Genomic DNA, 16,501 nt, shown 5'->3' with positions numbered 1-16,501 from the left:
GGATCAAGTCCCGGGGTGACGATCCATTTTAGTAGGCGAAGAGGGGCCTAAATATCTTTGTAGGTCGCGACGATGCGGCCGACAACGCCGTAATCGAGGGCTTCGGGCGCCTGCATCCAGTAATCGCGCTCGGTGTCCTTGATCACCCGGTCCAGCGGCTGGCCGGTGGCATCGGCAATCGACTTCTGAATGCGCGATTTGATCTTGAGGATTTCCTTGGCCTGGATCGCGATATCGCTGGCCTGACCGCCCGCACCGCCCGAGGGCTGATGCAGCAGGAAGCGGGTGTTCGGCAGGCAGAGGCGGTTCTCTTTATTCACGGACAGATAGAGATGCGCTGCGGCCGAGCCGACCCAGCCGGTGCCGATAACCTTCACGGGGCAGGGCATGAAACGCAGCATGTCGTGAATGGTGTCGCCGCTTTCGACGTGACCGCCGGGCGAGTTCACGAACACACGGATCTCTTTTTCCTCGTCTTCCTGCGCCAGAGCGAGAAGACGGGCCGTCACCGACTGCGCCAGCTTCATATCAATCTGGCCGAACACGAACACCGAACGGGACTTGAAAAGCCGCTCTTCCAAAGCCTCGGTCGGCTTCAGCGGGGCATCCTCGTTCTCTTTCTTCTCTTCTTCTTTATCAAGCCAGAAGGCCATGCTCGCTCCTATTAAGCGTATCGTCGGCGCCTGCGGTAAAATACCGTCCCCATTCACTTAGGAAATCCTGAGGCTTGGGGCAAGCCCGCAATCAAGAGGCCCTGAGCTTGGCGGGTGCCGAGAGGTAGGGTTTCAGATAGTGACCCGTATAGCTCGCCTCGGTTGCCGCCACTTTTTCCGGCGTTCCCTCGGCCACGATCTGGCCGCCGCCAGCGCCGCCTTCGGGCCCGAGATCGATGATCCAGTCGGCGATCTTTATCACCTCCAGATTATGTTCGATCACCAGCACCGTATTGCCTTGCTCGACAAGGGCCTGCAGCACTTCCAGCAGTTTGCGCACATCCTCGAAATGCAGGCCGGTGGTCGGCTCGTCCAGGATATAGAGCGTGCGACCAGTGGAGCGGCGCGACAGTTCCTTGGCCAGCTTCACGCGCTGTGCTTCACCGCCTGACAGGGTCGTTGCCTGCTGACCGACGTGGATATAGCCAAGGCCCACGCGGACCAGGGCTTCCATCTTGTCGCGGATACCCGGCACCGCCTTGAAGAATTCCGCCGCTTCCTCGATCGTCATATCGAGGACATCGGCGATGCTCTTGTCGCGGAACTTCACGTCCAGGGTTTCGCGGCTGTAGCGCTTGCCCTTGCAGACGTCACACTGCACGTATTGGTCGGGCAGGAAATGCATCTCGATCTTGATGACGCCGTCGCCCTGGCACGCCTCGCAACGCCCGCCCTTCACATTGAAGGAGAAGCGACCGGGACCGTAGCCGCGTGCCTTGGCTTCAGGCAGGCCCGAGAACCAGTCGCGGATCGGCGTAAAGGCGCCGGTATAGGTCGCCGGGTTCGAGCGCGGTGTGCGGCCGATGGGCGACTGGTCGATATCGACGATCTTGTCGATGTGATGCAACCCGTCGAGCGAATCATGGGGCGCGGGCAGGTCGCGGGCACCATTGATGCGGCGGGCCAGCGCCTTATAGAGCGTCTCGATAATCAGGGTCGACTTGCCGCCGCCCGATACGCCGGTGACGCAGGTGAAGGTGCCGAGAGGAATATCGACACTGACGTCCCGCAGGTTGTTGCCCCGCGCGCCCTTGATCGACAGCTTCTGCCCCTTGTGACCCTTGCGTCGGGTCTTGGGAATCTCGATACCCTTGGCGCCTGAAAGATACTGGCCGGTGAGGCTCTGCGGGTCGGCCATCACCTCGGCCGGTGTCCCGCGCGAGACGATAGCACCGCCATGGATACCGGCGCCGGGGCCCATATCGACCAGATAATCAGCGGCGCGGATCGCATCCTCGTCATGCTCGACGACGATGACGGTATTGCCGAGGTCGCGCAGGCGTCGCAGAGTCGCCAGCAGTCGGTCGTTGTCGCGCTGATGCAGGCCGATGGAGGGCTCGTCCAACACATAGAGCACACCCGACAGGCCCGAGCCGATCTGCGAAGCCAAACGGATACGCTGGCTCTCGCCACCCGACAGGGTGCCTGATGAACGGGCGAGGGTGAGATACTCCAGGCCGACATTGACCAGGAACCCCAGGCGCTCGTTGATTTCCTTCAGGATGCGGATCGCAATCTCGTTCTGCTTATCCGTCAGAGCCTCGGGCAGGGCCTTGAACCAGGCTTCGGCTTCCGCGATGGAGAATTGCGTCGCTTCGCCCAGATGCAGGCCCCGGATCTTGACAGCCAGCGCCTCGGGCTTCAGGCGGAAGCCGTTACAGGCCTCGCAGGGGTGGCTTGCCTGATAACGCTCCAGTTCCTCACGCACCCAGGAGCTATCGGTCTCGCGCCAGCGGCGTTCCAGATGCGGCAATAGGCCTTCAAACGGCTTTTCTGTCTCATAGGCGCGCAAGCCATCGTTGAAGCGCAGCGTCACCGCTTCTTTGGTGCCATGCAGAATACCCTCGCGCGCCGCCTCGGGAAGCTGCCCCCAGGGGGTCGCCATATTGATCTTATAGTGGCGCGCAAGGCTTTCGAGGGTCTGGCTGTAGTATTGCGAACTGGAGCCTGCCCAGGGAGCCACGGCGCCGGTCGCCAGGCTGAGCTCGTCATTCGGCACCACCAGGGCAGCATCGAAATGCAGCTTCACGCCCAGGCCTTCGCAGGCGGCGCACTGACCGAACGGGCTGTTGAAGGAGAAGAGACGCGGTTCAATCTCATCAATGGTGAAGCCGCTGACGGGGCAGGCGAATTTGGCGGAATAGACATGCCGCTGACCATTGGCCGCATCTTCGGCATAGAGGATGCCGTCGGCGAGATCGAGGGCAGTCTCGATGCTTTCCGACAGGCGGGACTCGATCCCCTCGCGCACGGCGATACGGTCGACCACCACCTCGATATCATGCTTCAGCTTCTTGTTGAGCGCGGGCACGGCGTCGATCTCGTACATCTCGCCATCGACCTTGACGCGCTGGAAGCCGCGCTTCTGATAGTCCTGCAGTTCCTTCTTATATTCGCCCTTGCGACCGCGCACGACGGGGGCCAGCAGATAGAGGCGGGTCCCTTCAGGCAGGGACATGATGCGGTCGACCATCTGGCTGTTGGTCTGGCTTTCAATCGGCAGGCCGGTCGCAGGCGAGTGCGGCACGCCGACACGGGCGAACAGCAGTCGCAGATAATCGTAGATCTCGGTCACGGTGCCGACGGTCGAACGCGGATTGCGGCTCGTGGTCTTCTGTTCGATGGAGATCGCGGGTGAGAGGCCCTCGATCGTATCGACATCCGGCTTCTGCATGAGGTCGAGGAACTGCCGGGCATAGGCCGACAGGCTCTCCACATAGCGCCTTTGCCCTTCGGCATAGATCGTATCAAAGGCAAGCGAGGACTTGCCCGATCCGGAAAGGCCGGTGATGACGGTCAAGCTGCCGCGCGGAAGATCGACGTCGACATTCTTGAGGTTATGCTCGCGGGCGCCGCGAATCGAGATCTGATCGTTCATAAGGCGATGTCATACCAGAACAAAGAGTGGACATTCAAGAGGGGAGGGGAGCAAAATATGGAAGAGGGTGGCAAAATGCAGTGCCCCTTCCCGGATCACTCACCATCCGTAGATTCGTAGACTCGCGGTGTTACGTTCGTTATGGTCGCCGAGCAAATATACTACCCAGCGTTGGAAGGAAGTTTAGATGGCAGGCAGCGTCAATAAGGTCATTATCGTTGGCAATCTTGGCCGCGACCCGGAAATCCGGATGACCCAGGACGGCCGCAAGGTAGTCAATCTGAACATCGCCACTTCCGAAACCTGGAAGGACCGTATGTCCGGCGAGCGCAAGGAAAAGACCGAGTGGCACCGCGTCGTGATCTTCAATGACCGCCTTGCCGATGTCGCCGAGCGTTTCCTGAAGAAGGGCTCGACCGTCTATATCGAAGGTCAGTTGCAGACCCGCAAGTGGACCGACCAGAGCGGCGCCGAAAAATATACGACTGAAATCGTGCTGCAGCAGTATCGCGGCGAAATGACCTTGCTGGGCGGTCGTCCGGGTGGCGGCGATGAAGGCGGTTATGGCGGCGGTGATGAGGGCGGCTATGGCCAGTCGTCCGGTGGCGGCTACGGCGGCCAGGGTGGGGGCGGCGGTGCCTCCTATGGCGGCGGTTATGGTGGTGGCCAGCAGGTCGGCGGTGCGCGTGGCGGGCAGAGCAACCAAGGCGGCGGCCAGGGCGGCGGTTTCGGTCGCGGCCCGGACATCGACGACGAAATCCCGTTCTGAAGACGGATTCGCCGGCTAAGTAAACAAGAGCCTGAAGACGGAAACGTTTTCAGGCTCTTAGCTTTAGGCGACAGAACTATCTGATTCTTAGCCATTGCATTCCGAAAGTCGGAAACCATCTGATGCAACCCAGATGGCTTTCTGAGGCTTGGAATGCAGGCATCGCCGCCGCGATACCGCGTAAACTATATCAAAGACGTAAGCGGCGAGCGCTTGGCGCTGCTGATCGATTCCAAGACCGGCCTCCCAGATCCTTTCACCACCCGCTACAGCACGAGCCAGATTCGTGTCGCCGGCCGATCGGTCAACACGATCGGCAAAGCGCTGGATAGCATCGCCCTTTCATTGGAGTGGGCTGAGGATCGTCGGATCGACATCGACCAACGGATCGATAGCTGCGACCTCTTCACCCAGGAAGAGACGACCGACCTCGTAAACTGGCTCCGGCAACGCCGGAAGAAATCGATCGGCAAGGCTTGGGAATCTCCCAAAGCCGCCGTTGTGCATCCATCGACGCACTATGACCGGGTCCATGCCTTCAAAGCCTATGTCAGTTGGCGCACTAAGTGCGTCATCCACCGCATCTCCTTGAGGTCGGGACTCTTCGAACAGGCCAACGCCAAGCTTGCCTCCTGGGAAGAGATGATCAGCGGGCTGACCCGCAGCGCGCCGAGCAAGAAGCGCTACGGGCTGGATCCAAGCCAGCGCGAGCGATTGCTATCAGTCATCAAACCAGATTCGCCGAAAAACCCATTCGCGCCCCATGTGCGACAACGCAACTACGCGCTCATCATGACCTACTACGCACTCGGCGTTCGCCGAGCCGAGGCGCTGGTCATCAAGGGACAGGATCTCAAGCTCAACGGAGATTCGCCGACGCTGACCGTCCACCGCCGGGCAGACGACCCTGAAGACAACCGAGGACGCCAACCGCTCGTCAAGACGGCCGCCCGGATTCTGCCGCTCGACCAAAATCTGCGGAACATTCTGGAGACCTGGGTGATCGACCATCGGAGCAACCGGGTGCTCTATCCGGAAGCCAAACGCCACCCGTACATCTTCGCCGGCCGCAAGGGCAGGGCGCTATCGCTCTCCAGCGTCAACGACATCTTCGAACGACTGCGCTCCTGTGTCCCCGACCTGCCGCACGACTTCGGGCCGCATATCCTTCGGCACGACTGGAATGACCGTTTTTCCGAGACATGCGACGCAATGCGCGAACAGGAACGGAAAAACGATATACATCCCGATGAGCGCCTTAATGATGCCTTAGAAATGTCTATGCGTAATTATCTCATGGGCTGGAAGAAAGAATCGACGCGAGCACTTACATACACAAATCGTTCGATTGAACGGAAATCCCAGGATATGCTCCTCCTACTTCAGAGGAAGATCTTCGATGTCTGAATACGCACGAAAGCAAGCGTTCGCCGAAAACCTGACATCCAAGATTATTTACGACCGATCTGGCTTGCCAGTCGACATTTCCAGCCATGTCTGGATTCTGAACGACCCTACCTTCCCAATGAGGATCAACTGGCGAGATATCAGCATCCCCAGCACAGGCATCCTCGAAGCGACGAGGCAGTATTTCATCCACCTCATCAAAATGTATTCCGTGGGCGAAATTAAGGGAAACTGGGGCGCACTTCAGAGCCTGTGGCCCACACAAGTCTTCCGCGAAGCCTGCGAAAGCGGGGAAGACATTCCCTACGCCGCAATCAGCGAAGTTCGCGCGTCCTTTGGAAAGCATGAGGCCTATCGCCTCCACTATATCCGCAAATGGTACAACTGGTGCCTCGACCAAGGATTACCGGGATTCTCAACCGAGGTTGCGCTCCAAGCCGACGAACTTGTCATCGGAGGCAACACCAAGGGTGAAGCCGTCAGATCAGCCGACCCAAACGAAGGGCCACTCACTGACCCCGAGATCGTGGCTCTGCAGAACGCGCTTCGAGCGGCACGCGTTACCAACAGACTCAGCCTAAAGGAGCAAGTCGCACTCTGGCTTTGCATTGCCTTCGGTAGCAATACAGGCCCTCTGACGCTGCTGCGAGACGAGGATTTTGAGAAGCTGACGACCGACAACGCAGAAGGTGTCGTCTATCAGATACGGATACCCCGCCACAAAAAGGGCGATACGACCTCCCGAGCACAGTTCCGCACCCGACGCCTCAATGCCGAGATCGGCGCCTTGGTTGAGGCGCTTGTGTTGGAGAACAAAAAAGAAACGCGCGAGATGGAATATTGCGCGTACGCCGCACCGCTCTTTCGTCGCTCGAAACCTCGCGAGGATATCAGCGATAGCAGCCCTCTTCGTGAGTTCCGCTATCACTACTCGGCGCCCTTGTTTGCCAAGGAAGTTATCAAGCAAGCAGCCGAGCAACTGCGCGTAATATCTCCTCGCACAGGCAAACCTCTGCACGTATCCCCCCGGCGGCTGCGGTACACCTTCGCTACCCGGCTGGTCCGCGAGGGCGCCTCTCAGGTCGTCGTCGCAGACGCCCTCGATCACACCGACCTTCAGAACGTTCAGGTCTACTTCGACCTCAAGAGCGACATCGTCGAAAAACTCGACGCCGCCATGGCGCTGGAACTCGGCCCCTTGGCCCAAGCCTTCATGGGCGAGGTCATCAAGACCGAAGCCCAGGCGAAGCGGGCAGGAGAACGCGGCAGCCGGGTTTATTTCGCAGATCGCAAGACGGACGTCTTCGACCCCGTCGGCAGTTGCGGTTCGTTTTCCTTCTGCGGCCTGACGGCACCGATCGCCTGCTATACCTGTCCGCGCTTCCAGGCGTGGATCGACGGGCCTCACGACAAGGCTCTGCAGGGGCTAATCACCTTGCGTGAGGATCGGGTTGCCCAGGGCTACGACGCCAAGTTCATCAGCATTCACGACAACACAATCTTGGCGATCGCGGACGTCATCGACCGCATCGACACTATCCGCAGCAAGGACCAGAGCCATGCCTCATGACGTTCTGCTTTCGCTGCGAGATCGCGATGCCAGCACAAATCTGGCCCGCTACATCAATCGAGCCCGCCATGAGGTGAAGGCTTTTGGCAGCGATCTCGACTTCGATGCGCCGGTCTGGGACGTCACGAAGGACGCGATAGCGCGCGTTTCATCAGGGAAGAGCACCTGGAAATTATATTTTAGCACGCACGAGGGCGGCACCTCTCAAAGCATGGCAGGGCGCACGCCCATGTCAGAACCCTTCGCTTCGTTCGTGAAGGCGATTGTCCGGATTCGGCAAGAAGCCAAACCGAAGGCTCCAGAGAACCACAACGCACTCATCCGCTCATCGCGGTATCTCCATGATACGCTGGCGGATCAAGGCTACGACCCCACACAGATCACACCAGCGCACTTCCATTCGGCAGCAGGCGCCTGCAAGGCACGCGAGGCGGAAAGCTCACGATATCGCGTAGGCCTGTTCCTCTGCGAAATCGCAGAAGTGTTGGACACTTTCTCGATCAGCCGCACACAAGTCGCCTTCAAGAACCCTTTCCCGAGGGTAGTGCATGACCACACTCGGATCGGTAAAGAACACGAGATGCGCAGGGCCGAAAAACTGCCCGGCCCAGAGGCCCTCGATGCCCTGGCGGAAATCGCCAATCGCGTAACCGAGCCCGCCGACATCGTGCTGATGCGAGCGATCGAACTACTGGTGTGCGGGGGCTGGCGCATCAACGAACTTCTGACGCTACCGGTTCACTGTGAAATAACCGAGCCGGCCTTCGAGAACGGCCAGCCAATGCTGGACGGGCAAGGTAACCAGATCATTCGCTATGGTATCCGGTATTGGCCCGAGAAAGGCGCTGATCCGGACATCAAATGGCTGCCGACTCCCATGGTCGACCTAGCCAAGCGCGCCATCGCCGACATACGCCTCTATACCGACAGCGCTCGGGAGGTTGCACGCTTCACCGAAGAAAACCCCGGCCGAGTTCCCTTGCCGGCCAAATTCGACGAAGCTGGCAGCCTTACGTTGCGTGAGGTCGAGGAAATTTTGAACCTCGCCCCAAAGGGCGGACTGAATTGGTGCCGAACAGTCGGCATTCCTTACAACGACGGCCGGATAAAGCGCGCCGATCTTGAGGCCGCCTGTATTGCTCGGCAGCCAAGCCTGCCGCCAAGCTCTCCCATCCCCTTATCAAAGCATCTCTTTCTGGTGCATCTGCACTTCCTGAATGCGCAAAAAAGCACATGCCCCTGTCAGATTGATATCGTCACAGATGGCCGCCTTAATGATTTCCTACAAAGTCGCGAAGCAGGCAGGTATCGCATTCGCTCAGCCTTCGACAGGTTCGGCTACAGCATGCCGGACGGCACGCCCATCGAACTCACCTCCCACCAGTTCCGCCATTGGCTCAATACGCTGGCCCAACGCGGCGGTATGGGGCAGCACGTCATCGCGAAATGGTTCGGCCGCAAGGAAGCCGGCCAGAACGCGGAATACGATCATGTCTCGGCCATGGAACTGGCTGAGCGTAGCCGAACGCTCCTCGCCAACGGTCAGGTCAGAGGGGCCATTGCAGAAATTCATGACCGGCTCCCGCCTACCACACGGGAAGCCTTTCGCGAATCGATGCTGAACACTCAGCATACGACCGACATCGGCGGCTGCATCAACGACTGGAGCCTCGCCCCATGTCCGACCCACGCCTCCTGCGCAAAATGCAACGACCTACTGGTCGTCAAGGGAGACGAGAAACAGCGGACGAACACCGAAACGCTGCTGGAAGAACATAAATGGATGAGAGAAAGGGCCTTAGTGGAATTGAATGATGGGACGTATGGCGCGTCGAACCATCTCGCGCACAATGACGCGATGATCGAAGGTCTGAACAAGGCACTCGCCGTTCACGACGACGTAACCATACCCGACGGCACATTGGTGCAAATCAACCCATCAGCTCCCGAGATCCACGGCAATAAACCGCTACCGAGGCTGTGATGCAGCGCCCCCGCAGAGTCATCAAGAAACGCACCCGCATCACCAAAGCGTCCATCGAGGTCATCTGCGAATTCATCAGGGGCTGGCCGCGCGCCATCACCTGGGAGGAAATCGTCATCGAGGCCGAACGGCGCCTGCATGCCAATTGGACCCGGCAAGCCCTCGAAAAACACGCCGAGATCAAAGCCGCCTACCAAGCCAAACGTGACCAGACCCCTGCGCATCAGCCGATCGACCCGGCCATCCGGATTCTGAAGGAACGCATCAAGTCGCTAGAAGATGATAAGCGCCGGCTGGAAGCCGAGATCGAACTCTATAAGGGCACCTTCGTTCGCTACCAATACAACGCTCACGCCCGGGGCATCTCGCCGGAGGAGCTTGATCGCCCGCTGCCCCCGATCGACCGGAACCGCAGCGATGGCTAAGCGCAACGTCGAGGAGGAAATCTCGACCCGGATGGACGAGTTCATCGCCGCCAGCAAACGTCTCCCCGCGACCAACGACGGCAAGGTCAATGTTCTGGCGCTCTGCCGCGACCTGGGCCTGGCCCCGAGCGACGCCCAGCATTTCCATCGCAAAGAAGCCCTGAAGGCCACCATCAACGCCCTGGCCGAGGAGCAGGGCATCCTGCCGATCGGAGCGCGCGGCCGCTCCGACGAAGACGAGATCATCGAACGCCGCCTGTCGCAGATTGCGACCCAGGCCAAAGATGATGCCCAGGCGGCTGCCGAGCAGTCGGCCGCTGCCGGCGTCATGCTCGATGAGCTTCGCGCCGCCCAGGACGAGATCGAACGCCTGACCCTGCAGGTGCGCGCCCTCGAAGAAAAGCTCCGCATCTACGAGGACGGCGGCATTCCGCCCCGTATCTGATGCAGGTCCTGGTCGACACCATCCTGTCGGAACATGCCGGCGGCGTGATCTTCTCCGGCCAGCAACCCGACGGCCAGCGCCTGATCGTCAAACTGGCCGAACGCATCTTCCCAGCATCGGGAGATCTCTTCGAGGTCAGCGGTACCGAGGGCACCTATACCGACGCCCGTGGCATTCGCCATCGCCAGATCGAAGCGACGACGGCCGACCGCCTGCGGACCAGCGGGCGGTTACTCGGCCCTTGGCTGCAGACCTTACCGGGCATCGGGCCGGAACGCGCCCAGCGGTTGCTGGATCGCTTCGGGCCGGATCTGCTCGACGTCCTCGATGACCCGACGCGCCTGACAGATATCGCCGAAGCCCTGGCACCCGGGCGCTCGGCCACCGGCATCAAGCTCGCCAGCCTGGTGATGGCACGCCTTGCCAAACGCCAGACGGCCGAAGCCAACGCAATTGCCGAGGGCGAGTTCTACCGGAACCTGGAAGATATCGGCGTCAGCGACCGTCCGGCGGCCCGCGCGCTCTATCGCCTGATCGGCTCCAAAGACGCCTGGGCCAAGTTGCAGCGGCATCCTTACGCCCTGGCCGGGGTGGTACCCTGGGCCAAGGCCGATCATCTCGCTCAGCGGCTGCTCAGCACCGCCGGCGTGAGTGACCCGGGCCAACATCCAGACCGCCTCATCGGAGCGTGCGACGCCGTCTGGCGGGACATTCTGGACAGCGGCGATACCGCCGCCCAGCAAGACGAGTTCGAAGCTCGACTGGCGAAGCTGCGGGTCGACCCGGCAGCAGCACTGCAGGCCGGCCTGGCGGCTAAACGTGTTCTGCGCCGGGGTGATCTGCTGCGCCCGCCTGGCGCCGCCGCTCTGGAACGCCGTGTCGCTACCGAGATCAACCGTATTCGGCGGGTCGGTTCTTCCTTCGCTCACGAACCGGATATCCATCACCACCTCACGGGGCTGACCGACGAACAGCGCACCGCTGTCGTCGAGATCCTGTGCCGGCGCTTTGCCCTTCTGCAGGGCTTCGCCGGCACAGGCAAGACCACCACCATGCGGGCCCTGGTCGCTGCCCATGAGGCGAGGGGAGGCCGCGTCATCCTCGCCAGCCTGGCCGGCAAGGCTGCGCTCCGGCTCTCCCGCTCAACCGGGCGCCTCGCCACCACAATCGCCCGCCTGCTGCATGGCTTGACGAAACGCCAGCAGCTGGTCGGCCAGGGCAGGGCAGTCCCCGACTTGCTGCCCTTCATCGATAGCCAGACGATGGTGATCATCGACGAAGGGTCGATGGTCGATCTGGTCGCCTGGAGCAAACTGCTGCCCCTCATTCCCGACGGGGCGAGCCTCGTGATCGTCGGCGACGTCGCCCAGCTGCCGCCGATCGGCCTCGGCTGCGTCTACCATGACCTAGTGGCCGCCAATGACGACGTCCTCTATCTGACCCAGGTGCAGCGCCAAGCCGCCGGCAACGATATCGTCACGGGTGCCACCCAGGTTCGGCAGGGGCAACCCCTCAGACCGCCGGCCTACAACGGCATCCAGCCAGGGCTGACACTTCTGGAGTGCGACGACGACGAGCAACTCGTCGCCCTGGCCCAGCTGCGCCAGGACTGCACCGCCGCCCAGATCAGCAATGACGATCTCCTGGTCATCGCGGGACTGCGCCAGACCTGCCGGGACATCAATCAGGCGATGCAGGATCAGCGCCGCCAGCAGGGCGCCGTCGGCACCCGTCTCGGGCCGCAGGCGGCCTTCGTCAGCATCGGCGACCCGGTTATCTGCGGCCGGAATCGCTACGACGAGGCACTGATGAACGGCCTCATGGGCTCAGTGGCATCGATCGAGCCCGTCGAGATCCTGCTCGATGGGGAAGTTGAACCCCGAGCGCTCTCACCGGAAGCGCTGATCGAGATGCAGTCGGCATGGGGCATCACCTGCCACCGAGCCCAAGGCTCCGAAGCCAGGATCGTCATCGTGTTGCTCGACGGCACCCGGATCCTGACACGGCGCTGGCTCTACACGGCCATCACCCGCGGCATCGAGCAGGTGATCCTAGTTGGCTCCCAGCAGGCCCTTGAGCGCTGCATCGAGCGCGACGATGAACGCACCACGGCCTTCGCGATGGAATTGGCCGCAGCCTGACATACGAGTCGTCTGGACTCTACCACCATCCCCGGTCCATATTCCGGCGAACACAGCTATATGCAGCAGCGCCTTAGTTTACAAATGGCGATCGCAGTAGGGGAAAAACATGAGCACTGCCAACGAGATACATACACAGTTGACAGTGTCAAACCAGTTAGTACCCTTCTAAGAAGCCACGCGAGGGATCCCTTGCAGCATTCTCCCGCACCCGCGTTCTCAGCCGAGGAATTCGCGCCCATCATGCGCGATCAGGTTCCCTATGTGGGGCGCCTCGGCATCGAGATCATGGGGTGGGAGCGAGGCAAGGTCACGCTACGCCTGCCGCCGTCCGAGGAGATCCTGCGCCCTGGCGGTACGATCTGCGGTCCGGCAATGTTTGGGCTGGCCGATATCGCCTTCTACGGCGTGATCATGTCGCTGATCGGGCGGGTCGAGCTGGCGGTCACAACCGACCTCAATATGCATTTCCTGCGACGCCCCAAGCCGGTTGCGCTGATCGGGGAGGCCCGGTGCCTGAAGATGGGTGCCAAGCTGGCAATTGGCGATATGCTGATCTGGAGCGAAGGCGAGGGGCCAGACCGGGCCGTTGCCCATGCCGTTGGAACCTATGCCCTGCCGCCGGATCGCTCTGCACAGGTTTTGGGCGCGGAAAGCTAATGGCGTTAAGCACTTGCGTCTGCTAGCGTGCGGCGGCAATACACTCGGCAAGATAGTTAATTCGAGGACCCTGGATGTTCAGCAAGGATGACCTCTTTGACCGGATGCAACCCGGCCATCTGACCATCTTCAATATCGAGAATGAATTTCAGCGCCATCACGTGATCGACTGGATCGAAGCCCAGATTCAAGATACCGAGGAAGTCGATCACATCCAGCTTCTGGGCAATATGGACCTGATGGGCTCCATCGACATGATGGAGTTCGAAGACTGGCTGGAAGATGCCGATGGCGTGATCGACGACTGCTTTGCTGAAGAGCGGGACATCCTGGTGATCGAACCGGACACGGCTGACGATGACATCCTGGATTTCGCTATCTATTGCGCGAAAAACGAGATGGGCGTCTTCATCTTCACCAGCATGGATTATGCATTTGTCGAAGGGTTTTGGCCCAGCGTCACCGACCTTAATGTCCGTTTTGCCGAATATCGTTTTATCGTCGGACTGACCTATTTCGCCCCGGTGAATGCCGCCGGTTAACTGCCGTTTTGGGGCGATTGTTCGCGTCTGCGGCATCTGATACTCTGCGCGCCACTTCGCTTTGGTTTTGAAGTCACGGCGAAGAAAAAGCGAGGGCGTTCCTATCGCACTCGCTCACTAGTTGGAGAAGAAGCGTTTTGACCACCGAGATTCCGACCCCTCCGGGAAGCGATATTCAGCCCGTAACCATCGAAGAGGAAATGCGCCGATCTTACCTCGATTACGCGATGAGCGTGATCGTGGCCCGTGCGCTGCCCGATGTCCGCGACGGTCTGAAGCCGGTGCACCGCCGCATCCTTTTCTCGATGAAGGAGCAGGGGTACGAGTGGAACAAGGCCTACCGTAAGTCAGCCCGCATCGTCGGTGACGTCATCGGTAAGTATCACCCCCATGGTGATACGGCGGTCTATTTCGCGATGGTCCGTATGGCGCAGGATTTCTCCATGCGTCAGATGCTGATCGACGGCCAGGGCAACTTCGGCTCGATGGACGGCGATCAGGCGGCGGCGATGCGTTATACCGAAGCGCGCCTCTCCAAGATTTCCGACAATCTGATCCGCGATATCGACAAGGACACCGTCGATTTCGTCGAAAACTACGATAACAGCGAGAAAGAACCCTCGGTTCTTCCGGCCGAATTCCCGAACCTGCTGGTCAATGGCGCCGGCGGTATCGCGGTAGGCATGGCAACAAACATCCCGCCGCATAATCTGTCCGAAGTCATCAATGCCTGCCTGATGTATCTCGACGACAACGACGTGTCGGTCGAAATGCTGATGGAGGCGCTGCCGGGTCCCGATTTCCCGACCGGCGGCCTGATCATGGGCCGTTCCGGCATCATCGAGGCTTATCGCACCGGCCGTGGTTCGGTCATGATGCGCTCGCGCACCCATGTGGAGGAAATCCGCAAGGACCGTGAAGCGATCATCGTCACCGAAGTTCCCTATCAGGTGAACAAGGCCCGCATGCTGGAACGCATCGCGGAACTGGTGAACGACAAGGTCATCGAAGGCATTTCGGACCTGCGCGACGAATCCGACCGCGACGGCGTGCGCGTGGTGATCGAGCTGAAGCGCGATGCCTCGGCCGATGTGGTGCTAAATCAGCTTTATCGTCACTCGCAGCTGCAGGTCAGCTTCGGCGTCAATATGCTGGCGATCGACGGTGGCCGTCCGGCGATGATGACGCTGAAGGAGGTCATTCACGCCTTCTGCGTCTTCCGCGAACAGGTCGTCAGCCGTCGCACGGCGTTCGAGCTGCGCAAGGCCCGCGAGCGCGCCCATGTGTTGGCCGGTCTTTCCATCGCCGTTGCCAATATCGACGAGATCATCGCCCTGATCCGCAACGCGCCCGATCCCTCGGTTGCCCGCGAAGGGCTGCTTGCGCGTTCCTGGCCTGCCCAGGATGTTGCCGCGCTGATCCGGCTGATTGACGATCCGGACTATCCGCTGGCCGCGGATAATACCTACCGCCTGTCGGAAGCTCAGGCCAAGGCTATCCTGGATCTGCGCCTGCAACGCCTGACCGGTCTCGAACGCGACAAGATCGCGGGCGAACTGACCGAACTGGGCGAGCAGATCAAAGACTTCCTGGATATTCTGGGCAATCGCACCCGCGTTCTGGATATCATCCGCGCCGAACTGATCGCGATCCGCGACGAATTCGGCAACCCGCGCCGCACGACCATCGAGACCGCCGGTTTCGATACCGACATCGAAGATCTGATCGAGCGTGAAGACTGCGTCGTGACGGTCAGCCATGCCGGTTATATCAAGCGCGTGCCGCTGAATACCTATCGGGCGCAGCGTCGCGGCGGCAAGGGCCGCAGCGGTATGGCAACGCGCGACGAGGATTTCGTCGAGCGTCTGTTTGTCGCCAATACTCACACTCCGGTGCTGTTCTTCACCACCAAGGGCCGTGCGTTCGAGCTGAAGGTTTGGCGTCTGCCGGAAGGCACCCCGCAGAGCCGCGGCAAGCCGATGATCCAGATGCTGCCGTCTCTAGTCCCGGGCGAGCGTATCGCCACCGTGCTGCCACTGCCGGAGCCCGAGGAACGCGAAGGTCTGAACATCATGTTCTCGACCTCGCTGGGTGAAGTGCGCCGCAACGAGCTGTCGGACTTCCTGAACATCCGGGCCAATGGCAAAATCGCCATGAAGCTCGAGGATGAGAATGGCGAGAGCCTCGGCGATCTGGTCGGCGTGGCGGTCTGCCGTGGTGATCAGGACGTGCTGCTGTCGACCCAGCAGGGCAAAGCGATCCGCTTCTCCGTGACCGACGTGCGCGTCTTCACCGGCCGCAACTCGACCGGCGTGCGTGGTATTCGTCTGGCCAAGGACGATCAGGTCATCTCCATGACCATCCTGCGCGGTGTCGATGCCACGGCCGAGGAGCGCGAGGAATATCTGCGGCTCGCCAGCCAGCGCCGCCGCCAGCTTGGTGAAGCCGTGGACGAGACTGCCGATGCCGAAGAAACCGGTTCGATGGCCGATATCGCCATGACCGAGGAGCGCTTCATCCAGCTGCAGGTGGCAGAAGAATTCGTTCTGACCGTCACTGACCGTGGCTTTGGCAAGCGCACCTCCGCCTATGCCTATCGCAAGACAGGCCGAGGCGGGCAGGGCATCGCCGCCATGGAACTCACAGCCCGTAACGGCCAGGTCTCCGTGGCCTTCCCGGTTGCCGAAACCGATCAGGTGATGCTGGTTACCGATGGTGGCAAGCTGATCCGTACGCCGATCCATGACGTCCGTATCGCCGGTCGCAAGACGCAAGGCGTCATGCTCTTCCGCGTCGACGAGGATGAACGGGTGGTTTCCGTTACCCGCCTCGATGATACGGGTGATGATGAGGAAGAGACCAACGGCGCGACTGAGGGCGAAGAGAGCGGTTCCGCTGCTCCCGAAGCCCCCACGGGCGACGCTGGCTAAGGGTCAAAAAAGGCGCCGTGAAAGGCGCCTCTTAAGA

Annotated in this window: 12 protein-coding genes; 10 read left to right on the top strand and 2 right to left on the bottom strand. The window is 60.6% G+C overall.

What is annotated here, in order from left to right:
- Positions 1 to 47: 47 nt before the first annotated feature.
- Together ACFSM5_RS06830 and uvrA are read right to left on the bottom strand one after the other, a co-directional pair.
- Entirely contained in the window at positions 48 to 653 is a 606-nt protein-coding gene (locus ACFSM5_RS06830) for an ATP-dependent Clp protease proteolytic subunit (protein WP_379875555.1), read from the bottom strand.
- A 91-nt stretch (positions 654 to 744) separates the two neighbouring features.
- The gene (gene uvrA / locus ACFSM5_RS06825; protein ID WP_379875554.1) at positions 745 to 3,591 is read right to left on the bottom strand and encodes an excinuclease ABC subunit UvrA; all 2,847 of its coding nucleotides are present in this window, start codon (positions 3,589 to 3,591) and stop codon (positions 745 to 747) included.
- A gap of 187 nt (positions 3,592 to 3,778) precedes the next feature.
- Here uvrA and ssb point away from each other — a divergent pair, with 187 nt between their 5' ends.
- The 10 genes from ssb to gyrA all read left to right on the top strand — a co-directional run bounded on the left by ssb (position 3,779) and on the right by gyrA (position 16,464).
- Positions 3,779 to 4,360, top strand: coding sequence for a single-stranded DNA-binding protein (gene ssb, locus ACFSM5_RS06820; RefSeq protein ID WP_379875553.1), 582 nt, complete (start codon positions 3,779 to 3,781; stop codon positions 4,358 to 4,360).
- A 213-nt stretch (positions 4,361 to 4,573) separates the two neighbouring features.
- Complete coding sequence (locus tag ACFSM5_RS06815) at positions 4,574 to 5,767, top strand: tyrosine-type recombinase/integrase (RefSeq protein ID WP_379875552.1); 1,194 nt, start codon at positions 4,574 to 4,576, stop codon at positions 5,765 to 5,767.
- The gene (locus ACFSM5_RS06810; protein ID WP_379875551.1) at positions 5,760 to 7,337 is read left to right on the top strand and encodes a site-specific integrase; all 1,578 of its coding nucleotides are present in this window, start codon (positions 5,760 to 5,762) and stop codon (positions 7,335 to 7,337) included. Before ACFSM5_RS06815 ends, ACFSM5_RS06810 begins: the two co-directional genes overlap by 8 nt.
- Positions 7,327 to 9,321: a hypothetical protein gene (locus ACFSM5_RS06805; protein ID WP_379875550.1), complete on the top strand. Its 1,995-nt coding sequence runs from the start codon at positions 7,327 to 7,329 to the stop codon at positions 9,319 to 9,321. The genes ACFSM5_RS06810 and ACFSM5_RS06805 overlap by 11 nt, the downstream gene beginning before the upstream one ends.
- The gene (locus tag ACFSM5_RS06800; RefSeq protein ID WP_379875549.1) at positions 9,321 to 9,746 is read left to right on the top strand and encodes a hypothetical protein; all 426 of its coding nucleotides are present in this window, start codon (positions 9,321 to 9,323) and stop codon (positions 9,744 to 9,746) included. Before ACFSM5_RS06805 ends, ACFSM5_RS06800 begins: the two co-directional genes overlap by 1 nt.
- The gene (locus ACFSM5_RS06795) at positions 9,739 to 10,191 is read left to right on the top strand and encodes a hypothetical protein (protein WP_379875548.1); all 453 of its coding nucleotides are present in this window, start codon (positions 9,739 to 9,741) and stop codon (positions 10,189 to 10,191) included. The genes ACFSM5_RS06800 and ACFSM5_RS06795 overlap by 8 nt, the downstream gene beginning before the upstream one ends.
- Positions 10,191 to 12,332 carry an AAA family ATPase gene (locus tag ACFSM5_RS06790; RefSeq protein ID WP_379875547.1) on the top strand — a complete coding sequence of 714 codons (2,142 nt, stop codon included), beginning with the start codon at positions 10,191 to 10,193 and terminating at the stop codon, positions 12,330 to 12,332. Before ACFSM5_RS06795 ends, ACFSM5_RS06790 begins: the two co-directional genes overlap by 1 nt.
- A gap of 243 nt (positions 12,333 to 12,575) precedes the next feature.
- Complete coding sequence (locus tag ACFSM5_RS06785) at positions 12,576 to 12,992, top strand: PaaI family thioesterase (protein WP_379875546.1); 417 nt, start codon at positions 12,576 to 12,578, stop codon at positions 12,990 to 12,992.
- Between the two features lie 74 nt (positions 12,993 to 13,066).
- A complete protein-coding gene (locus ACFSM5_RS06780; protein ID WP_379875545.1) occupies positions 13,067 to 13,534 on the top strand; it encodes a hypothetical protein in 468 nt (155 codons plus the stop codon).
- A 137-nt stretch (positions 13,535 to 13,671) separates the two neighbouring features.
- Positions 13,672 to 16,464 (top strand): DNA gyrase subunit A, encoded by a 2,793-nt coding sequence (gyrA, locus tag ACFSM5_RS06775; protein ID WP_379875544.1) that lies wholly within the window; start codon positions 13,672 to 13,674, stop codon positions 16,462 to 16,464.
- The last annotated feature ends 37 nt before the right edge of the window (positions 16,465 to 16,501 follow it).

It is taken from the genome of Lacibacterium aquatile (genome assembly GCF_042683105.1).
In the GTDB taxonomy this organism is placed as follows: domain Bacteria; phylum Pseudomonadota; class Alphaproteobacteria; order Elsterales; family Elsteraceae; genus Lacibacterium; species Lacibacterium aquatile.
Note: the sequence above shows the minus strand (reverse complement) of the source record. Positions and strands in the feature narration are given on the sequence as shown.